Source organism: Ensifer sp. 4252 (assembly GCF_050434565.1).
Classification (GTDB): Bacteria; Pseudomonadota; Alphaproteobacteria; order Rhizobiales; family Rhizobiaceae; genus Ensifer.
This window is the reverse complement of the sequence record NZ_JBNDIU010000001.1, coordinates 881,303-900,364: the sequence shown is the minus strand read 5'-3', so window position 1 is coordinate 900,364 and position 19,062 is coordinate 881,303. Positions and strand designations below refer to the sequence as shown.

Annotated in this window: 18 protein-coding genes; 13 read left to right on the top strand and 5 right to left on the bottom strand. The window is 63.3% G+C overall.

The window, feature by feature from the left end; genetic code table 11:
- The first annotated feature begins 98 nt into the window (after positions 1 to 98).
- Both ABIE33_RS04450 and ABIE33_RS04445 read left to right on the top strand, forming a co-directional pair.
- Complete coding sequence (locus tag ABIE33_RS04450) at positions 99 to 719, top strand: hypothetical protein (protein WP_429121882.1); 621 nt, start codon at positions 99 to 101, stop codon at positions 717 to 719.
- Between the two features lie 3 nt (positions 720 to 722).
- Positions 723 to 1,202: an N-acetyltransferase family protein gene (locus tag ABIE33_RS04445; RefSeq protein WP_429121880.1), complete on the top strand. Its 480-nt coding sequence runs from the start codon at positions 723 to 725 to the stop codon at positions 1,200 to 1,202.
- A gap of 12 nt (positions 1,203 to 1,214) precedes the next feature.
- Here the strand turns inward: ABIE33_RS04445 and ABIE33_RS04440 are convergent, their stop codons facing one another.
- A complete protein-coding gene (locus tag ABIE33_RS04440) occupies positions 1,215 to 1,664 on the bottom strand; it encodes a nucleoside deaminase (protein ID WP_429121878.1) in 450 nt (149 codons plus the stop codon).
- Between the two features lie 73 nt (positions 1,665 to 1,737).
- On the opposite strand from ABIE33_RS04440, the gene ABIE33_RS04435 reads away from it, so the two are divergent.
- The 3 genes from ABIE33_RS04435 to ABIE33_RS04425 are packed head-to-tail and all read left to right on the top strand — an operon-like array spanning position 1,738 to position 5,241.
- Positions 1,738 to 3,729, top strand: coding sequence for a pseudouridine synthase (locus ABIE33_RS04435; protein WP_429121875.1), 1,992 nt, complete (start codon positions 1,738 to 1,740; stop codon positions 3,727 to 3,729).
- A gap of 6 nt (positions 3,730 to 3,735) precedes the next feature.
- Complete coding sequence (gene rsmD, locus ABIE33_RS04430; protein WP_053250856.1) at positions 3,736 to 4,296, top strand: 16S rRNA (guanine(966)-N(2))-methyltransferase RsmD; 561 nt, start codon at positions 3,736 to 3,738, stop codon at positions 4,294 to 4,296.
- Positions 4,297 to 4,356: 60 nt separating this feature from the next.
- A complete protein-coding gene (locus ABIE33_RS04425) occupies positions 4,357 to 5,241 on the top strand; it encodes a patatin-like phospholipase family protein (RefSeq protein WP_429121872.1) in 885 nt (294 codons plus the stop codon).
- A gap of 24 nt (positions 5,242 to 5,265) precedes the next feature.
- Here ABIE33_RS04425 and ABIE33_RS04420 read toward each other — a convergent pair whose 3' ends face one another.
- Positions 5,266 to 7,101 (bottom strand): monovalent cation:proton antiporter-2 (CPA2) family protein, encoded by a 1,836-nt coding sequence (locus tag ABIE33_RS04420; protein WP_429121870.1) that lies wholly within the window; start codon positions 7,099 to 7,101, stop codon positions 5,266 to 5,268.
- Positions 7,102 to 7,251: 150 nt separating this feature from the next.
- On the opposite strand from ABIE33_RS04420, the gene ABIE33_RS04415 reads away from it, so the two are divergent.
- From ABIE33_RS04415 to ABIE33_RS04395, 5 genes are all read left to right on the top strand, one after another.
- Positions 7,252 to 8,598 (top strand): TldD/PmbA family protein, encoded by a 1,347-nt coding sequence (locus ABIE33_RS04415; RefSeq protein ID WP_429121868.1) that lies wholly within the window; start codon positions 7,252 to 7,254, stop codon positions 8,596 to 8,598.
- 62 nt (positions 8,599 to 8,660) lie between these two features.
- Positions 8,661 to 9,476 (top strand): 3'(2'),5'-bisphosphate nucleotidase CysQ, encoded by an 816-nt coding sequence (locus tag ABIE33_RS04410; protein WP_429121866.1) that lies wholly within the window; start codon positions 8,661 to 8,663, stop codon positions 9,474 to 9,476.
- A 58-nt stretch (positions 9,477 to 9,534) separates the two neighbouring features.
- Positions 9,535 to 9,771: a DUF4170 domain-containing protein gene (locus ABIE33_RS04405; protein WP_053250851.1), complete on the top strand. Its 237-nt coding sequence runs from the start codon at positions 9,535 to 9,537 to the stop codon at positions 9,769 to 9,771.
- A gap of 91 nt (positions 9,772 to 9,862) precedes the next feature.
- A complete protein-coding gene (waaA, locus tag ABIE33_RS04400; protein WP_429121864.1) occupies positions 9,863 to 11,176 on the top strand; it encodes a lipid IV(A) 3-deoxy-D-manno-octulosonic acid transferase in 1,314 nt (437 codons plus the stop codon).
- Positions 11,177 to 11,201: 25 nt separating this feature from the next.
- Entirely contained in the window at positions 11,202 to 11,906 is a 705-nt protein-coding gene (locus ABIE33_RS04395; RefSeq protein ID WP_429121862.1) for an HAD family hydrolase, read from the top strand.
- Positions 11,907 to 11,965: 59 nt separating this feature from the next.
- Here ABIE33_RS04395 and ABIE33_RS04390 read toward each other — a convergent pair whose 3' ends face one another.
- Positions 11,966 to 12,460 carry a DUF2938 domain-containing protein gene (locus tag ABIE33_RS04390; RefSeq protein ID WP_429121859.1) on the bottom strand — a complete coding sequence of 165 codons (495 nt, stop codon included), beginning with the start codon at positions 12,458 to 12,460 and terminating at the stop codon, positions 11,966 to 11,968.
- Positions 12,461 to 12,582: 122 nt separating this feature from the next.
- On the opposite strand from ABIE33_RS04390, the gene ABIE33_RS04385 reads away from it, so the two are divergent.
- Both ABIE33_RS04385 and lpxK read left to right on the top strand, forming a co-directional pair.
- Complete coding sequence (locus ABIE33_RS04385) at positions 12,583 to 13,248, top strand: ArsR/SmtB family transcription factor (RefSeq protein WP_429121856.1); 666 nt, start codon at positions 12,583 to 12,585, stop codon at positions 13,246 to 13,248.
- A gap of 159 nt (positions 13,249 to 13,407) precedes the next feature.
- On the top strand, positions 13,408 to 14,448 hold the full coding sequence (lpxK, locus tag ABIE33_RS04380) for a tetraacyldisaccharide 4'-kinase (RefSeq protein ID WP_429121853.1): 1,041 nt from the start codon (positions 13,408 to 13,410) through the stop codon (positions 14,446 to 14,448).
- A 187-nt stretch (positions 14,449 to 14,635) separates the two neighbouring features.
- Here the strand turns inward: lpxK and ABIE33_RS04375 are convergent, their stop codons facing one another.
- Positions 14,636 to 14,869, bottom strand: coding sequence for a DUF2093 domain-containing protein (locus ABIE33_RS04375; RefSeq protein WP_053250845.1), 234 nt, complete (start codon positions 14,867 to 14,869; stop codon positions 14,636 to 14,638).
- 95 nt (positions 14,870 to 14,964) lie between these two features.
- Positions 14,965 to 16,773, bottom strand: coding sequence for a DNA mismatch repair endonuclease MutL (gene mutL / locus ABIE33_RS04370; protein ID WP_429121850.1), 1,809 nt, complete (start codon positions 16,771 to 16,773; stop codon positions 14,965 to 14,967).
- Positions 16,774 to 17,181: 408 nt separating this feature from the next.
- Here mutL and ABIE33_RS04365 point away from each other — a divergent pair, with 408 nt between their 5' ends.
- Positions 17,182 to 18,906, top strand: coding sequence for a response regulator (locus tag ABIE33_RS04365; protein ID WP_429121847.1), 1,725 nt, complete (start codon positions 17,182 to 17,184; stop codon positions 18,904 to 18,906).
- Positions 18,907 to 19,062 lie beyond the last annotated feature (156 nt).

Below are 19,062 nucleotides of genomic sequence, written 5' to 3'. Positions count from 1 at the left end.
CGCATTCATCCGGTAAAACCTGCCCGAAATTTGGCGGATTTTTCCGCCATGGCGCTGAGTGGCCGCGCACGTGACGGTGGCCGGCTAGAAGGAATCTCATGGAAATGACGCGAGAGTTGCGACTGTTTGCTAGCGTTGCCGCCATTATGACGAGCGGCCTGGTGCTTTCCGGCTGCATCGGCGGTCCGACCTACGGCACCGACAAGACGGCAGGCGAACAGCTGATGGACGATCTCGGAAGCGCTGTGAGCCTTGCTCCGCAGAAGCGTGATCCGGTCAAGTATCAGCCACGTCCTGGCCTGGTCCTGCCGCCGTCCGGCCAGCAGACCGCCCTCATGGAGCCGCAGAAGTCGCTTGCTAGCCGCGAAGCGAATCCGGAGTGGGTCGAATCTCCGGAAGAAGCGCGCAACCGTCTGCGCGAAGAAGCCGACGCGAACAAGAACAACCCGAACTACGTCTCGCCGCTCGCCAAGGCCAGCGCCAATGGCCGACGTCTTTCGGCCAAGGAGCAGCAGCAAGCCTATCGCGATGCGCGCAAGATCGAGATGGGCGCCTACGCCGACAAGCGCCGCTTCCTGAGCGATCCGCCGCTCGAATACCGCCGCCTTCCGGAGGGCTCGGAAGCCGACCTTGGTGAGCCGGAAAAGCTCAAGGAGCGCCGCCGCAAGAAGGAAGCGCAGATCAAGAATTCCGGCAGCAAGTGGTACTGGCCCTTCTAAGTCATGACGATCAGCATTCGCGACGCGCGACCGGAAGACGCGGAAACCATCCTGCGTTTCATCACCGAACTGGCCATCTATGAGAAGGCGCCCGACGAAGTCGAGGCGACCGTCGCGCAGTTGCAGGCCTCGCTCTTTGGCCCGGATGCGCTCACCCGTGCGGTGATCTGCGAGAAGGACGGCAAGCCGGCCGGTTTCGCCATGTGGTTCTACAACTATTCCACCTGGCAGGCGCGCAAGGGGCTCTATCTCGAAGATCTCTACGTGACGCCGGATTGCCGTGGCTCCGGCGCTGGCAAGATGCTGTTGAAGCATCTGGCCAAGATCGCCGTCGAGGAAGGCTGTGGCCGTTTCGAGTGGAGCGTGCTCGATTGGAACGAGCCGGCAATCCGCGTTTACGAAGCCGTTGGTGCCGAGCCGATGTCGGAGTGGACGCGTTACCGGCTCGCAGGTGCCGCGCTTGAGACCTTCGCAGCCGGCTGAGGGTTCGCTCGCTTAGCGCTTCCCGGCAAAGAAATCCCTGAGGATGTCTGCGGCCTCCCGTTCGGCAAGCCCGGAGTAGACATCGGGCACGTGGTGGCATGTCGGCGAGCCGTAAAAGCGCACGCCGCTATCGATCGCGCCCCCCTTTGGATCTTCAGCGCCGTAATAGAGGCGACGGATGCGGGCAAAGGAGATCGCCGCCGCGCACATGGTGCACGGCTCCAGGGTGACGTAAAGATCGGCGCCCGCCAGCCGCTCGTCGTTGAGCACCATGGACGCTTCGCGGATCGCGACGACCTCGGCATGAGCCGTGACGTCGTTGAGTTCGCGGGTTCGATTTCCGGCGCGCGAAATGATCTCGCCATTGAAAACGACGACGGCACCGATCGGCACTTCGCCACGTTGGCCGGCCTTTTTGGCCTCTTCGAGGGCCGCATCCATGAAGCGTGTCGTATCAGCCATCGCTCAAACAATAATTTCTCTTAACCCACGGGCTCCGACCTGATAGGACAGCCGCAAAAGGCAGGCAACACAAATGACATCCAAAGACAAGCCCAAGCGGCCTGGCGGCAAGCCCGCTGGCCGGGACAAGAAACCTCAATTCGCTGGCAAGAAGGCGGCAGCGCCTGAAGCCGGTGCCTCGCGGCCGCCCAAGGCAGGCCCGAAGCCCGCCGCCGCAAGCAGCGACGAGCCGCAGCGCATCTCCAAGATCCTGGCGCGCGCTGGCGTTGCTTCACGCCGCGATATCGAGCGCATGATCATGGAAGGCCGGGTCAGGCTCAACGGCGTCATTCTCGACACGCCGGTCGTCAACGCGACGCTCGCCGACAGCATCGAAGTTGACGGAAATCCGATCCGCGGCATCGAGCGCACCCGCCTGTGGCTCTACCACAAGCCGGCCGGACTGGTGACCACCAATGCCGACCCGGAAGGCCGCCCGACGGTCTTTGACAACCTGCCGGACGAACTGCCGCGCGTCCTGTCGATCGGCCGCCTCGACATCAACACCGAAGGCCTGCTGCTGCTGACCAACGACGGCGGACTTGCCCGCGTGCTCGAGCTTCCGTCGACCGGCTGGCTGCGCCGCTACCGGGTGCGCGCCCATGGTGAAATCGACCAGGACGAACTGGACAAGCTGAAGGAAGGCATTGCCGTCGACGGCGTGCTTTACGGCGGCATCGAAGCGACGCTCGACCGTGTGCAGGGTTCGAACGTCTGGATCACGATGGGTCTGCGTGAAGGCAAGAACCGCGAGATCAAGAACGTGCTTGGCGCGCTCGGCCTCGACGTCAACCGCCTTATCCGTATCTCCTACGGCCCGTTCCAGCTCGGCGAATTGCCGGAGGGCCATGTGCAGGAAATCCGTGGTCGGACGCTGCGCGACCAACTCGGACCGCGCCTGATCGAAGACGCCAAGGCGAACTTCGACGCGCCGCTGTACAACGATCAGTCGGCAACCGTTGCGAACGAAGCGCCGGAAGGCGAAGCCTCCGACACGCGCAAGCCCGAACGCGCCAACCGCTGGGAAAAGCCGGAAGACAAACGCGAACGCGCGCTTTCCCGTCTCGACACTCGTCGTGACGACCGCCGCGACGGTGGCCGTGGCAAGGAAGGCCCCCGTGGCAAGGGCGGCCCCCGCGAGGACCGCGGCGACGCCAAGTTCGAGGACCGGCCGAAGCGCACGCCGGCGCAGCGCGCCCGCACGGCCAATGTCTGGATGGCGCCTGGCGCGCGTCCGCTGGCCGAGAAGAAGCCCAAGTCCGCTGAAGGTGATGCCTCGGCAAAGCCGGCCCGTCGCGAGCGCCCGGATGGCGCTCCGAATACCAAACGCTATGGCCGCACGAAGGATGGCTTTGCAACAAAATCATCCGGTAAGTTCGATCCAGACCGCAAGGGCGGCGCGCCCAGGGACTTTGATCGTCCGGCGTCTGCCGCACCGGTAAAGCGTCGGGACGAAGAGGGCGAATGGATCAGCGCCAGCGAACCCGCTCGTCGGGGCAAGGATGAAGGCCGTGATGGCGGCTTCGGCCGGCGCAAGTCGGGCGATGCCGGCGACCGCAGGTCGCGTGACCACGGTGATCGTCCCCCGCGTCGCGAAGGTGGCGATCGGCCGGCGCGCTCAGAGGGCGGCCCGCGCAGTTATTCCGACAAGCCGCGGTTCCCGCGCGCTGAAGGCGACCGGCCTGCGCGTCGCGAAGATGGCGACCGCCCACGTGGCGATCGGCCTGCCCGCGCCGAAGGCAGTCCACGCAGCTATTCCGACAAACCGAGAGCCCCTCGCGCCGAGGGCGATCGTCCGCCACGCCGCGAAGGCGGTGACCGCCCGTTCGGCGACAAGCCTCGCGGCAAGTCGTTCGGTGGCAAGCCATCCGGCGGCAAATCCTTTGGTGAACGCTCCGGCGGTCCGCGTGGCGGCAAGCCCGGTGGCGGGAAACCAGCTGGCGGCGGCGGCAGGCCCGGTGGTGGCGGCCGTCCCGGTGGCGGTGGGCGCCCGGCCGGCGGCAAGCCGCGCGGCAGAGGAAACTAAGCGGTCGTGCGCATTGTCGGCGGAGAGTTCCGTGGCCGCAGTCTGGCCACGCCCAAGTCGAATGATATCCGTCCGACGACCGATCGGACGCGCGAAAGCCTGTTCAACATCCTGAGCCATTCCTATCCGGAGGCTCTCGATGGCACCCGGGTGCTGGATCTTTTCGCCGGCACCGGGGCCGTGGGCCTCGAGGCCCTGTCTCGGGGGTGCCGTCAGGCACTCTTCGTCGAACAGGGCGTCGAGGGCAGGGGCTTGCTGCAGAACAATATCGAGGCGTTCGGCCTGCAAGGCCGCGCCAAAGTCTTCCGCAGGGATGCGACCAGCCTCGGTTCCGTCGGTACGATGGAGCCCTTCCACCTGGTCTTCGCAGACCCGCCCTATGCAAAGGGATTGGGAGAGAAGGCGCTGGAGTCGGCCGCGCTCGGCAATTGGCTGGTTCCGAATGCCCTGGTGGTGCTGGAGGAGCGTGCCGACGTTCAGCCGGCGCCAACAGCCGTTTTCGAGCGGCTGGACGTCAGGGTGTTCGGCGATACGCGCATGCATTTCTACCGCTTCCGCGGCGTCTGACGTCACACTTTTGATTCGCTTGCAAAGTTAGACTGCCAGCTGAACTTGGGATGCAGCTTGATGAAACCGGACGTTTCCAGCGCGGATATTTCGCCGGTTAGCGCGAGCGAGCCGTCGGTCGCGCTGGCGCTCGGCGGCGGCGGTGCCCGGGGGCTGGCCCATATTCATGTCATCGAGGCTTTCGACGAGTTGGGCATTCGCCCGGTCGTCATCGCCGGTTCGTCGATCGGCGCCATCATGGGCGCCGGTATGGCGGCGGGCCTCAGCGGCGCGGAAATTCGGGAGCACACGCTTGCGACCGTCGGCCACCGCCGCGAGGTCGTCAACCGCTTGTGGCAGCTGCGGCCGGCTAGCTGGTCTGAAGCGGTGACCAACGGCTTTCGTTTCGGCCAGTTCAACATCGAACGCGTCTTGAAGGCGTTCCTGCCCGAAGCCATCCCCGCGACGTTTTCAGAACTGGATATTCCCCTCAAGGTTGTCGTCACCGACTATTACGGTCAGACGGAGCACATCTGCGCGACAGGCGATCTGCAGAAGGCGCTGGCCGCATCGGCGGCTCTGCCTGCGGTCTTCATGCCGGTGAAGATAGAAGGGCGGGTGATGATCGATGGCGGCATCTACAATCCCATTCCCTTTGACCATCTGCGCGGCCTCGCCGAGATCGTTGTCGCCGTCGATGTCGTCGGTGGCCCGGACGGCGATGGCAAGACGATCCCCAGCCGCATCGACAGCCTGTTCGGCGCCAGCCAGTTGATGATGCAGTCGATCATCGCCATGAAACTGAAGGAAGGTGCGCCGGATATCATGTTGCGGCCGGATGTCGGCCGCTACCGGGTGATGGACTTTCTGCGCGCAAAGGAAGTCCTGGCGGCGACCGCCGGCATCAAGGATCAGTTCAAGCGCACGCTTGAGGAGCGAATGAAGGTGACTGGCGTCTCCGGATAAGGCGCTGACCGGTCCCCATCCCTGTTAGGCGCTTTCCCGCTCGTCAGCCGGCAACCCCGGCAGGATGCTCTCGCCCGTTTCCAAGGAATGGTCGACGTCGCGCTTGGGCTTGACCAGCGGCTCGGGACGCACGGGCTGCGAATGCAGCATGTCGCGGCCGGCGGTAATGCCCTCCGCCTCCTGCAAAACCAGGCGGGCCTCGTCGCGCTTGCGGATGTCATCCATGATGGCGAGCGCCTCGTCGTTGCCGACGCCCAGCGCCTCCAGCGTCTTTCGACCAAAGAGCAGGCCGGACTCGAAGGTTTCGCGCAGCTCGTAGTCGACGCCTTTTGCCCGCAGTTCAAGTGTGTGCAGCCGGTCGTAGGAGCGGGCGAAGATCCGGGCGTCCGGATATTCGGCCTGTACAAGGTCGACGATCCGGTCGGTGGTTTCCTTCTTCTGGGTGCAGATGGCGACGAGCTTCGCCCGTTCGATGCCGGCGGCACGCAGCACATCGAGCCGGTTGCCGTCGCCGAAGTAGATCCGGAAACCGAAGGTCGCCGCCTGGCGAACGCGGGCGGCCGAGTGGTCGATGATCGTCACGTCGCGACCGCCGGCAAGAAGGATCTGCGCAGCGATCTGGCCGAAACGCGAAAAGCCGATCATCAGCACGTCGGCGTCCGCACCTTCGAAATCCTCCTCCATCTCGTCTGCCATCTCGTCCTGTTCGCGCATGAGGCGTGGGGCGAGCATGGAGGCGATCGGGGTCAGCGCCATCGAAAGCGTGACGATGGCAACGAGCAGCGACGCGTTGCCCTGCGAAAAGACGCCGGCAGCGGCTGCCGCCGTAAACAGCACGAAGCCGAATTCGCCGCCCTGCGGCAGGAGCAGGCTGATGCGCACCGCGTCGTTGTGATGGGAACCTGCCAGCCGGCAGAGCCAGTAGAGCACGAAGCTTTTCACCAGCATCAGCAGCGGCACGGCGACGATGATCACAAGGTATTTGTCGATGATGACGCCGAGCTGCAACGACAGGCCAACCGCCATGAAGAACAGCGCCTGCAGGATGCCGCGAAAGGGCTCGATATCGGCCTCGAGCTCGTGACGATAGGAGGATTCGGCCAGGAGCACGCCGGCAAGGAACGCACCCATGGCCATGGAAAGACCGGCCATCTGCATCAGCGTGGCCGCCCCCATCACCACCAGAAGCGCTGCGGCAATCATCACATCGCGGGCGCCGGTGCGGGCAATGATCTGGAACAGGGGGTTGAGCAGGTAGCGGCCGGCAGCGAAGAGGACCGCGATCGCGGTGATGGCGACGGCGAAATCCTCAAGCGGCGTCGTCGTATCCTCCGGCGCCTGTGCTGCCAGAAGCGGGATCAGCGCAAGCAGGGGGACGATGGCCAGATCCTGCAGCAGCAGGATCGAGAAGGCGCGCTGACCGAAGCGTGTGTTGCGGTCGTTCCCCTCCTCGAGGATCTGCATTGCAAAGGCCGTGGAAGAAAGCGCCAGTCCGAAGCCGGCGATGATGCTTCCTGCATGGTCGAGCATGCCGGTCAGCGCGATCCCATAGGAGAGGATGACGCCGGTCATCATCACCTGTGCGGTGCCCAGGCCGAAGATGTCGCGCCGCATCTGCCAGAGCCGCGACGGCTTCAACTCCAGCCCGATGATGAACAGCAGGAAGACGATCCCAAGCTCGGAGACATGCAGGATCTCCTCGCCTTCGGTGATCGTCTGGGCGACCGGCCCGATGAGGATACCGGCCGCGAGGTAGCCGAGGATCGTACCGAGCCCGAGGCGCTTGAAAAGCGGCGCCGCAAGCACCGCGCCGCCGAGCAGCATCAGCGCCTGGGAGTAGAGGATCGGTGTCGTCGTCATGCGCGCGGCTTTCGATATTGCGTCGTCCTGCCTCGGGCAGACGGAGGTTTCGGCGGGAGTAACATTACGGTGTATGGGCGGGAATCATGCCAATGCCCTTGATGCATGCTTCAGTGCACAATAAATGGGGCAGGAATGAAAGGCCACATCATGTCAGAAACGATCGATTCCGCCTCCCTCGAAAAACGCGCCGCCGAACTGGTGGATCTTGCCCGCAAGGCAGGCGCCGATGCGGCTGACGCCGTCGTCGTTCGCGGGCGCTCCCGCTCCGTCTCGGTGCGCCTCGGCAAGGTTGAAGCCACCGAAGCATCCGAAAGCGACGACTTCTCGCTGCGCGTCTTCGTCGGCAACCGCGTCGCCAGCGTTTCGGCCAATCCCGGCTTCGATCTGAAGGTGCTCGCCGAGCGGGCCGTGGCGATGGCCAAGGCCTCGCCGGAGGACCCTTTCGCTTCGCTTGCCGATCCGGACCGATTGGCGAAATCCTACCCGGATCTTGAACTCTTCGACAATCGGGAGGTTTCGACGGAAGCCCTGACCGAGGCGGCACTCGCCGCGGAAGAGGCGGCGCTTGCGGTTTCTGGAGTCACCAATTCCAGCGGTGCAGGTGCGTCGGCCGGCATGGGCGGGCTCGTGCTCGTGACCTCGCAGGGCTTCTCCGGTTCCTACATGGCCACCCGCTTCGGCCGTTCGGTGAGCGCGATCGCCGGCGAAGGCACGAAGATGGAGCGCGACTACGATTACGACAGTCGCATCTATTTCGACGATCTGCGTGCGGCCGATGACATCGGCCGGGTGGCGGGCGAGCGTGCTGTCGCGCGGATCAACCCCCGCCAGATGCCGACCGCCAAGAACGTTGCCGTCGTCTTCGATCCGCGCATGGCGCGCGGCTTCGTCGGCCACCTGGCCGGCGCCATCAACGGAGCGTCTGTCGCGCGCAAGACCAGTTTCCTGCGCGACATGATGGGCAAGCAGGTCATGAAGGCGGGACTTTCGGTGACCGACGACCCGCTGATCGTGCGAGGCTCGTCTTCGCGTCCGTTCGATGGCGAAGGCGTCAGCGGGTCGAAGCTGACGATGGTCGAGGATGGGGTGCTGAACCATTGGTTCCTGTCGACCTCGGCTGCGCGCGAACTCGGCCTTGAGACCAACGGCCGCGGCGTGCGCGGTGGCCCGACGGTCAATCCGGCCTCGACCAATTTGGCGCTCGAACCGGGTTCGGTTTCACGCGAAGACCTGATCCGCAGTGTCGGAACCGGCTTTTACGTGACCGAGCTTATCGGCCAGGGCGTCAACATGGTGACCGGCGAATATAGCCGCGGCGCGTCCGGCTTCTGGATCGAGAACGGTGAGCTGTCTTTTGCCGTGTCCGAGGTGACAATCGCGTCGAACCTCAAGCAGATGTTCATGCAGATCACGCCGGCCGACGACATCGACAGAAAGTTTGGCGTTGCCGCACCGACGCTCGCGATCGAAGGCATGACGCTCGCCGGCCTGTGAGCAGCGGACGTCAATAGCCAAGACAAAAGCGTTCGGCCATGTGCCGGCGCATAGGGATTTGAATGTCAGACAAAGCAACATCGATCGCGACGTGGAAGGAGGATCTGGATCTGATCCTTTCCGCCGCGATCGCCGCCGGCGAAACGGCTCTTGGTTACTTCCGAAACGAGCCCGATGTGCGCTGGAAGAACGAGGGACGTTCGCCGGTCAGCGAGGCCGATATCGCGTCCAACGACATTCTCAAGGAACGTCTGCTGCTCGCCCGACCGAATTACGGTTGGCTCTCGGAAGAGACCGACGACGATGAGAGCCGCCTGTCCTGTGAGACCGTCTTCGTCATCGACCCGATCGACGGCACCCGCGCCTTCATCGCCGGCAAGGATCTCTGGTGCGTCAGCGTCGCTGTCGTCCACCGTGGCCTGCCGGTTGCCGGCGTTCTCTATGCGCCGGCGCTCGACGAGGTCTTTCAGGCAACCGTGGATGGCCCGGCGCTGAAGAACGGTGCGAGCATTCGCGTGCGCGACGTCCACGATGGCGAAGCGCTGCATGTCGCGGTTGCCGAAGACATCGTTTCGGCTCTAGCGCCGTCCTATCGCAACGGCTTCGTGCGGGTACCGCATGTGCCTTCGCTCGCCTATCGGCTGGCCATGGTTGCGGATGGGCGGATCGACGGCACGGTGGTCAAGAAGAACTCTCATGATTGGGATCTTGCCGCTGCCGACCTCATTCTCGAAAGGGCAGGCGGGGCGATCAATACGCTTGAATCTCGGGCCCTGTCGTACAATCGCCCCAATGTCGTTCATGGCCTTCTTTGCGCGGCGTCGAAGGTGACATTGCCGGGATTGCTTGCTGCCTCCAGGACCCTCGAGGGCCATTGACCTTTCAAGCCGAATGCCGCAAACCAACGCCCATACCCTATAAGAAAATGGAACTCCAATGGCTCACGACTCCGAGAAGAAACAACGTCTGCATTTGGTCTTCGGTGGTGAACTGACCACGCTCACCGATGTTCATTTCCGTGACCTGGACAAGCTCGATATCGTCGGCATCTATCCCGATTACGAAAGCGCGCACATCGCCTGGAAGTCGAAGGCTCAGATGACCGTCGACAATGCGCATATGCGTTATTTCATCGTTCACATGCATCGCCTGCTTGATCCGGAAAACGATTGATGCCGACGCCGTCGGCATGCGCGGCGCGTTCCCGCGCGCTCGCCGCATTTGACCTTCGCCCGAGCTTTCCATTGGGCGAGGGGCCCAGGCCATGAGCAGCTTTCGCGCCCGGCTGGCGCTCTCCAGCTATCGCTGGATTGGTTCGGCGATCTATCCGTTCGTGTGGTCCTATCTTGCCCTGCGCGCCGCGAAGGGCAAGGAGGACCCGGCGCGCCGCCGCGAGCGTTACGGATATGCCAGCGTGCCGCGTCCGCAAGGTCCGCTCGTCTGGTTCCACGCCGCAAGCGTCGGAGAGACCAATGCGGTCATCCCGCTGATCAAGGAAATCCATCGTCGCGGCATCAATGTCGTGCTGACGACCGGCACGAAGACGTCGGCGCGGGTCGCGGCCGGGCGCCTCGGCTCGGCGGTCATTCACCAATATGTGCCGCTCGATTTCAAGCCGGCGGTCAATCGTTTCCTCGAATACTGGCAGCCGGATCTGGCCATCATCGCCGAATCCGAGATCTGGCCGATGACCATCCTGGAACTTGGGCGACGCCACATCCCGCAGGTTCTGGTCAACGGCCGCCTTTCCGACCGCACGTTTGCGCGCTGGAAGAAGCGGCCGGCGCTCGCCGATGCGCTGTTTGAGAACCTCGCGCTCGTCATCGCTCAATCGGATGTCGACGCCGAACGTTTTCGCACGCTCGGCGCCCTGCCGGTGATGGTATCGGGCAACCTGAAAGTTGATACCGACGCACCGCCACACGACCCGCAGGCGTTGAAAGAATATCGCCAGCAGATCGGCACGCGCAAAACCTGGGCGGCGATCTCGACTTTCGACGGTGAGGAAAGTGCCGCTGGCGTCGTGCATCGTGCCCTCAAGGAGCGCACCGGCCTGTTGACCATCATCGTGCCGCGGCACCCCGAGCGCAGCGATGCGATCGAGGCGGCGCTGACGGCCAAGGGGCTGAAGGTTGCGCGTCGCACCCGTCGCGATCCGCTGACATCAGACGTCGATATTTTCCTTGGCGACACGATCGGCGAGATGGGACTCTATCTGCGCCTGACCGAGGTGGCCTTTGTCGGACGCTCGCTGTTTGCCGAAGGCGGGCAGAACCCGCTGGAACCGGCAATGCTCGGCTGCGCCGTTCTTTCGGGCGGCAACGTCCAGAATTTCCGCGAGACCTACCAGATGCTTGCCAAGAACGGCAGCGCCAAGATCGTCCGCGATACCGAGATGCTGGCCAAGGGCGTCAACTACCTGCTCGTCAACGACGACATGCGTCGTTCGATGATCGATGCCGGCCTCGAAACCGTGCAAGAGATGCGCGGCGCGCTGTCGGCGACAATGAAGGGGCTCGAGCCCTATATCAATCCGCTCGTCGTCAAGGCGCGGCTCGAACCGCGCAGCGACCTCTGACCGCACCGGGAGACGTAAGATCACCATGAGCGCACCGACAGCCATCGCCGGTATCCTGTTCGACAAGGACGGAACGCTGCTCGACTACGCCAAGAGCTGGGTGCCGGTGAACTACGAGTTGGCGAAGATCGCCGCCAAGGGCGACGAGGTTCTGGCGCGCGCTCTGCTCAAGGCGGGCGGCATGGATCCGGATACCGGCCATGTGCTGCCCGACAGCCTGCTTGCCGCCGGCAACACGGTCGAGATCGCGACCGGGTTCGTGACCGCCGGTGCGCCGTTTACCGTGGAAGCCTTGACGACTCTGTTTGACGGACTGTTTGCCCGTTCGGCCGAATATGCGGTGCCGGTCACCGACCTCGGTTCGTTCTTTGCCGGTCTGCATGCCAAGGGGTATCGCCTCGGTGTCGCATCCAGCGACAACGAGCGCTCGATCCGCGAAACCGCCAGGCGCTTCGGGTTTGACGGCTATCTGCATTACGTCGCCGGCTACGACAGCGGCTATGGTGTCAAGCCGGAGCCCGGCATGGTGCTCGGCTTCTGCGCAGCCACTGGGCTCGATCCACAGCAGGTCGTGGTCGTCGGCGACAACAATCACGACATGCACATGGGCCGCAACGCCGGCGTCGGCATGACTGTCGCAGTGCTCACGGGCACCGGCTCGCGCCAGTCGCTGGCCGATGCCTCCGACCATTGCCTGGCCGATATCACCGAACTCGAAGCCGTCCTCTAGGTTTTTCGCTGAGCCGCATTTCCGTCGCTGCCGCACTTACGGTTGCGAACATGGCCCCATCATCGCCAGAGGATCGATAGAACCAACGCCGACAGATAGAGCCCGAGCCCGAATATCGCATGCGCAAGCAGGCTGCGCAGCCGCGCGATATTCGGGCTCGGCGTTTTCGAGGCAGCGATGCCGGCCCCCATGCCGGGCTGCATCAGGAAAAACGGCGCGACTACGGTCATGAGGCCGATGATCAGTGCCGGGCCAAGCGTCGGCCGTGTCGCCCAGTCATGTCCCCAGATCAGTAACAAAAGCCCCGCGAAGACAATGCCGATCGCATAATGGGCGGTCCAGCCGATCAGCCGTTCGCCACGAACGGGGGCCGCCGCTACGATACGCTGGTGCATGAAACGGCCTTGCGGAAAATGGCCGATCCACCGACCCACCATGCCATAGTCCAGGGACGGCATGTCGAGCAAACGTTTCAGCGCCACCGCCCAGAGATCCATGACCGCAGTCGCACCGATGCCGATCAGGAAGGCCCGCAACACCAGATCCGTTTCCATGTCCGTATCCTTTCACATCATGTTCATGGCCGCCGCATCGACCGATCGCGCTCCACGGCACACCAGGATGTCATTCAATTGAGCAATTGAATGATTGATGGAGAAGTGTTAGGCTTCTGTCAATGACCGATCTTCAACTTCATATCTTCGAGGAGTTTGCCGAGCTTGCCCGCACGCTTGCGAGCGCTCAGCGCCTGCTTTTGCTTGAGCACATCGCCCAGGGCGAGCGCTCGGTGGAGCGCCTTGCCGAACTGTCCGGCCTCAGCATCGCCAATGCGTCACAGCACCTACAGCAATTGCGGCGTGCCGGTTTTGTCGAGCCTCGCCGGGACGGCAAGCGCGTGCTCTATCGGCTGGGGACCGGTCCGGTGATCGGCCTGCTTTCGGCCCTGCGGCAGTATGCCGAGCACAATCGTGCGCAGATCCGCGAACTCGTTGCAGATCGTCTGGACCGGCCAGACCGTCTCGAAGCGATGTCGCGCGACGAACTGCTGCTGCGGATGCGGGAAGGAGGCGTGACGCTGCTGGATGTTCGACCGCGGGACGAATTCGCGTCGGGCCATCTTCCCGGTGCGATCAATATTCCGATCGAGGAACTCGAACGACGCCTTGCCGAACTGCCCGCCGGGGGCGAGATCGTCGCCTATTGCCGTGGGCCTTATTGCGCCCTTTCCTTCGATGCGGTCACGGTCTTGCACGAGAGGGGCTTTGCTGTCCGCCGCCTCGAGAGCGGATTTCCGGATTGGAAGGCGGCCGGCCTTGCTGTGGAAAGCAGGGGTCTGAGCTAGACGGGAAGCCTGTCGGAACCGGCATTGTCTTGTGCCGCTTGCCTTTTTCCGCGTTCTGACGTTTTTTGTCGGCAGACATGCCGCCGCATTTTTGGGCAGCGGCAGCCGAGATGTGCATCGTCCTTCCCGGAAGGACCAGACGGGGTGACGGAAACAAAGATGGTATCGGAAGCGCCGCCGTTCTGGTGGACAAAGGCGGATTGGCGTGCCCGGGCTTTGTGGCCGTTTTCCTGGATCTATGGACGTATTGCAGGCTTGCGCATGGATCGTGCCCGCCGGGCATCCGTGCCGGTCCCGATCATCTGCATCGGCAATTTCACGGTCGGCGGTGCCGGCAAGACCCCGACGGCGATCGCGCTTGCGCGTGCCGTCAGGGCCAAGGGTCTGAAGCCGGGTTTCCTCAGTCGGGGTTATGGCGGTTCGCTCGATGTGACGACGATCGTCGAACCTGAACACCACAGGGCACGCGACGTCGGTGACGAGCCGCTGTTGCTGGCGCGTGAGGCACTGACGGTCGTGTGCCGTCGCCGGGTCGATGGTGCCCGCCGGCTGGTGGCCGAAGGCGTCGATATCATCATCATGGACGATGGTTTCCAGAGCGCGCGGCTCGCCTTCGATTTTGCACTGCTCGTCATCGATTCCCGACGTGGCATCGGCAATGGCTACCTCGTGCCGTCAGGCCCGGTGCGCGCACCGATCTCCAATCAGCTGCGCCATGCGACCGCGCTGTTGAAGATCGGCAATGGCGCCGAGGCCGACGCCTTGATCCGTCGCGCCGCACGAGCCGGCAAGCAGATCTACGAGGCGGAGGTTGTCCGCCTTGACGACGGCTCGCTGAACGGTGTCAAGGTGCTGGCCTGGGCCGGCATCGCCGACCCGGAAAAATTCTATCGCACGGTGCGTGAAACCGGCGCGCTCATCGAGGAAACGCGCAGCTTCCCCGACCATCATCACTTTTCAGAGGACGAGATATCGGACCTTCTGGACAAGGCGGCCGCGCTCGGCTGCACGCTTGTGACCACGGCCAAGGACATGGTTCGCCTGGAGCCCGGCCACGGCCGGGCAGCGGAATTGGCTGGGGCAAGCCGGGTGGTCGAAATCGATGTGCACTTCGATGATCCGTCCGCACCGGCAAAGATCGTGACAGCTGCGCTGTCGGCGGCACGCGCCCGCAAATTGCGGGAAGCGGAACAAAAATAGGGTCGTGAGGGCTGCGTCCCCCGGAGGACGATGGCGGGCGAGGCTCATCTCCTGACGGAAAATCGCTTCGTGCCTTTCCTGGAAAAGCTTACAGCAATTCCAGGAAAAGTGTGAAACGGTTTTCCGTCCTTTGCGTCATTGCAAAGAGTTCGATCATTCCACTGTTTCAACGAAGCAATGAAATGATCTAGCGGCGCTGGTTCGGCAGGGCGCCTGCGCGCTTTTCGGCCTCGAGCGACGCTTCCGCGTCGACATAGGGCTCCTGGCGGGCCACGCTCCAATAGCGCAGTTCGTCGACCGGGATGGTCTTGCCCGTCATCGCGCAGATGACGTGCGAGCCGGCAAGAACGATCTGAAAGTCGCCGTCGAGATAACGGATCTTCGCTTCGCGCGAGGCGCTTCCTTCAAACCGGTTCATCATCTTCTAAGCCCGTTCCGTCTTCATGGTCTGCTGTTTGATCTAGCCCGGCTCCCGGTAAAATGCCAGCGCATTTCGCCGTGCCGGAGCCTCGCGGGTCAGCTCCTGCCGAACAGTCGCTCGATGTCGGAGAGCTTCAGCTCGATATAGGTCGGCCGACCGTGATTGCACTGGCCGGACCCGGGCGTCGCTTCCATCCGGCGCAACAGCGCGTTCATTTCCTCGGTGCGCATCCGGCGGCCGGAACGGACGGATCCATGGCAGGCCATCGTCGCGGCGAGATATTCAAGCCGGCTTGCAAGCCCGTTGGCCGTGTCCCATTCGGCTATCTCGTCGGCAAGCTGGCGCACGAGGCCTGCGGCATCCATCTCGCCCAGCATGGCCGGCGTTTCCCGCACGGCGATGGCGCCGGGGCCGAAGCGCTCGATGCCGAGGCCGAGGCGACCCAGCTCGTCTGCATGCGTCATCAGTCGATCGCAATCGTCTTCGGAAAGATCGACGATTTCCGGGATCAGCAATGCCTGGGCGGCGACCGGCTTTGAATGCAGCGCCGTTCGCATGGTTTCGAACACGAGGCGTTCATGGGCGGCGTGCTGGTCGACGATGACAAGGCCGTCCTGCGTCTGTGCGACGATGTAGTTTTCGTGAAGCTGGGCGCGCACGGCACCGAGCGGAAAGGATTGCGGTGCCGGCGCGTCTGCGATCGCCCGCTCAGGCTCGACCGAAGGCGAAGCTGTGCGAGCCGACGGAGCCGAGAAAGCGGTAAAGCTTGCTTGTGGTGCCTCGGACAGACCGCGAAGCATGGTGTCGAAATGCGCTGGCCGGTAGGGCGAGCTTTCCGCGCTCCAGGGCTGCTGCGGCCGGTATTGCCCTGAGCGGAACGCCTGCATCATTCCGCTTGCACTTGTCGTCGACGCCCGGTCGCCCTCCCGCGCCAGGGCCTCGCGGATGGCGCCGATGATCAGCCCGCGCACGAGGCCTGGATCGCGGAAGCGGACATCCGACTTCGCCGGATGCACGTTGACGTCGACGAGCGCCGGGTCGAGCGCGATCGACAGCACCGCCACGGGATAGCGGCCATGCGGGATCGTTTCGGAATAGGCCGCGCGAATGGCGGACAACAGTTGCTTGTCCTGGACGGGGCGACCGTTGACGAAGACATATTGCTGCAGCGAGTTGCCGCGGTTGTAGGTCGGCACGCCGGCAAAGCCGGTCAGCTTTATGTCCTCGCGCGCGGCATCGATCTCGATGGCGTTGTCGCGGAAGTCCTTGCCGAGCACCTGGGCCATGCGGGCGAGCCGGTCGTCGCCGGTCGCCGGAAACTCCAGTGTTGTCCGATCCGATCCCGACAGCACGAAGCGCACCTTCGGAAAGGCGATCGCCATGCGCCGCACCACATCCGAGATCGCCGACGCCTCTGCCTTTTCCGACTTCATGAACTTGAGCCGGGCAGGGGTCGCAAAGAACAGGTCGCGGACTTCGACGACCGTACCGGTATTGGCGGGCGACGGGCGAACGGGATCCGTCCTGCCGCCGGCAATCGAGATGACGGCGCCTTCGGGGGCACCAGCCGTCCGGGTGGTGATCGAAAGCCGGGAGACCGATCCGATCGAAGGCAGGGCCTCACCGCGAAAGCCGAGCGTGCGAATATCGAACAGGTTGTCGTCGAGCTTCGAGGTGCAGTGCCGCTTGACGGCCAGCTCCAGATCGGCCGGCTGCATGCCGGCGCCATTGTCGGTCACGCGCAGCAACGTCTTGCCGCCACCGGCGGTGGCGATTTCGATCCTGGTCGCACCGGCATCGAGCGCGTTTTCGATCAGTTCCTTGGCGGCACTGGCCGGGCGTTCGATGACTTCGCCGGCGGCGATCTGATTGATGAGGGTCTCGGAGAGCTGCTTGATGGCCATGCTCTATTTTCCCGGATTCGGGGACGGAACGGAAGCGGAAATACAGCTCTGTCCCCGTCTGACGTCTTCTATTATCGGGCTTTGGTTATGCAACCCATTGGTGCGCCCAAAAATGAGACCGAGATTTAATTGCCCCTTAATATTCTGCTGCGATTTTCCACAACAACCTGAATGATCACGGGTTTTGTCTTTGGAGCACTACGGCGTTGCTGGACGTCGTGTCACCCCGCTCGAAGAGGCGCCTTCCAAGGCCATCCCAGCATGTCCCGAAATGAAACCGCCGCTACAGCGCCGCGCGTCTTATTGGATGCGCTAAGGTCGCTGTAGCACTTTGATTGGCTGCATGCTTTTGCCCTTAAATCGGAGACGATTTAAGTAAACATGCAGTAGGCGAGTGAGGACAGCGCAATGAACGATGGGGCGCCAAACGGCGCGGACATCAACAGGATCATTCTTGAGTCGAGCTGCGATGCGCTCGGCTCAGCGATGCTTGTCTGCGGCCGGGACGACACCATCCTCTTTGCCAGCCGCACCATGCTACAATATTTCCCCGTTCCATCCGAGATGCTGCTGCCGGGAACGCGATTGCGCGATTTCCTTGGCGCCGTCTACGACACCGGCGTTCGCCCCGGAACCGTTCCCGAAAACAGCCGGCGTCGGACGAACCGCGAGGACTGGATTGCCGAGCATATGGCGCTGCACTGGCGCGAGCGCTACGAGAATGTCGAGCGCGCCGGCCGTACGCGCTGGGTTTCCATGCGCAAGCGCCGTCTCTCCAGCGGTATCGGCATCCTGTCCATCATCGATGTCTCCGATCAGAGGAAGCGCGACGAGCAACTGCAGACGGATCTCGAGCGGGTCGAGCTGACCGAGGAGATCCTCGATGCTCAGCCCAATCCGATCTGCGTCAAGGATCGCAACCTCAACTACATCGCCGTCAACAAGGCCTTCTGCCTCATCCATGATCTTTCCCAGGAGGCTATCCTCGGTCGTTCGGCCTGGGATCTGGTCGACAGCGAACTTGCCGAACGGTTCGAGCAGTCCGATCGGCGCGTGCTTGAAACCGGCAAGTCGCATTCGGAGGCGGAGCATATCGTCCGCGCCGATGGCAGCGACCTCTGGGTTCTCACCCGCAAGTATCGCGTCGGCATGCCCGGCCGCCATTTCGTCGTGACCTGCATGAACGACGTGACGGATATCGCCGGCTGGTACAATGGCTCCGAGGACGGTTCCGCTCCCTCCGGCGGTCTCCAGATCAACGACTACAGCATCTTTGCGCCGGCCCAGAATTTCTACGATCCGTTTCGTGCGCTGAACGTGCAGCAACTGGTCGAGGCGGGATCGATGATCGAGACCCTTCCGGCGCGCGGTCTGCGCGTTCTGCTTGCCTCGGCCGATCGGTTGACGGAAGACCGGCTCGTCGCGCGTCTGCGCGGCTCGGGCCTGGAAGCCTGTGCGGTGCGCAACCTCGACGAATTGACTGCCTTCGGCATGGCGTCCGATAGCGCCGGCCTGAAGCTCGACGTGTTGCTCCTCGACAGCGCCTTTCCGGACGGTCAGCATGTTCCGGCCGCCTGGCGCAATTGCCCCGTCGTCACCGTCGAAGCCGATCAGGACGCCGCTGCTGTTCTGACCGAGGTTTTCCGTGTTTGCGCCGAGCGCCCGCAAGCCTCGCCACTGCTGCAATCGGACTGGTCGATCTCCTTTGAGGACGAGGGCGCAGTGTCCGTGCCGGTTTCACAGGTCGACGTCCTTGTTGCTGAAGACAACCAGATCAACCAGTTCGTTTTCGCGCAGATACTGGAAGGGCTCGGTGTCTCCCATCGTATTGCAGCCAACGGTCGCGAGGCCGTCGAGCTGTGGCACGAGCTTCAACCGGCGCTCGTCCTCATGGATGTGTCCATGCCTGTCATGAACGGCTTCGATGCGGCAGTCGCCATTCGAACAGCGGAAAAGGCGAGAGGCGATAGAACGCCGATCATCGCCGTGACCGCTCAGGCCCTCGATATCGATCTCCAGCAGTGCAAGGCGTCGGGCATGGATGATCACATCATGAAGCCGGTCAGCCCCGATATGATCGAGGCCGTGCTGCGAAAATTCATGCCGGTAAGGGCCATGCGAGCGACAGGTTGAACGGAAATCGTGTCAACTCGCTAGAATTGGGGATGTCGATGGCAGATCTTGGAGCGAGCCGATATCGGATTGTTAACCCCCGATTGCGATCTTCTGCACCGTATTGCCAAAAAGTGTAGAGCCCCTCCGGAATGCATCGCAGCCCCTCAGCCGTCA

Excerpts from the sequence above, each read along its gene's own strand:
- ABIE33_RS04450 (WP_429121882.1), top strand. The coding sequence starts at position 99 with ATGGAAATGACGCGAGAGTTGCGACTGTTTGCTAGCGTTGCCGCCATT.
- ABIE33_RS04445 (WP_429121880.1), top strand. The coding sequence starts at position 723 with ATGACGATCAGCATTCGCGACGCGCGACCGGAAGACGCGGAAACCATC.
- ABIE33_RS04440 (WP_429121878.1), bottom strand. The coding sequence starts at position 1,664 with ATGGCTGATACGACACGCTTCATGGATGCGGCCCTCGAAGAGGCCAAA.
- ABIE33_RS04435 (WP_429121875.1), top strand. The coding sequence starts at position 1,738 with ATGACATCCAAAGACAAGCCCAAGCGGCCTGGCGGCAAGCCCGCTGGC.
- ABIE33_RS04425 (WP_429121872.1), top strand. The coding sequence starts at position 4,357 with ATGAAACCGGACGTTTCCAGCGCGGATATTTCGCCGGTTAGCGCGAGC.
- ABIE33_RS04420 (WP_429121870.1), bottom strand. The coding sequence starts at position 7,101 with ATGACGACGACACCGATCCTCTACTCCCAGGCGCTGATGCTGCTCGGC.
- ABIE33_RS04415 (WP_429121868.1), top strand. The coding sequence starts at position 7,252 with ATGTCAGAAACGATCGATTCCGCCTCCCTCGAAAAACGCGCCGCCGAA.
- ABIE33_RS04410 (WP_429121866.1), top strand. The coding sequence starts at position 8,661 with ATGTCAGACAAAGCAACATCGATCGCGACGTGGAAGGAGGATCTGGAT.
- ABIE33_RS04405 (WP_053250851.1), top strand. The coding sequence starts at position 9,535 with ATGGCTCACGACTCCGAGAAGAAACAACGTCTGCATTTGGTCTTCGGT.
- waaA (WP_429121864.1), top strand. The coding sequence starts at position 9,863 with ATGAGCAGCTTTCGCGCCCGGCTGGCGCTCTCCAGCTATCGCTGGATT.
- ABIE33_RS04395 (WP_429121862.1), top strand. The coding sequence starts at position 11,202 with ATGAGCGCACCGACAGCCATCGCCGGTATCCTGTTCGACAAGGACGGA.
- ABIE33_RS04390 (WP_429121859.1), bottom strand. The coding sequence starts at position 12,460 with ATGGAAACGGATCTGGTGTTGCGGGCCTTCCTGATCGGCATCGGTGCG.
- ABIE33_RS04385 (WP_429121856.1), top strand. The coding sequence starts at position 12,583 with ATGACCGATCTTCAACTTCATATCTTCGAGGAGTTTGCCGAGCTTGCC.
- lpxK (WP_429121853.1), top strand. The coding sequence starts at position 13,408 with ATGGTATCGGAAGCGCCGCCGTTCTGGTGGACAAAGGCGGATTGGCGT.
- ABIE33_RS04375 (WP_053250845.1), bottom strand. The coding sequence starts at position 14,869 with ATGATGAACCGGTTTGAAGGAAGCGCCTCGCGCGAAGCGAAGATCCGT.
- mutL (WP_429121850.1), bottom strand. The coding sequence starts at position 16,773 with ATGGCCATCAAGCAGCTCTCCGAGACCCTCATCAATCAGATCGCCGCC.
- ABIE33_RS04365 (WP_429121847.1), top strand. The coding sequence starts at position 17,182 with ATGAACGATGGGGCGCCAAACGGCGCGGACATCAACAGGATCATTCTT.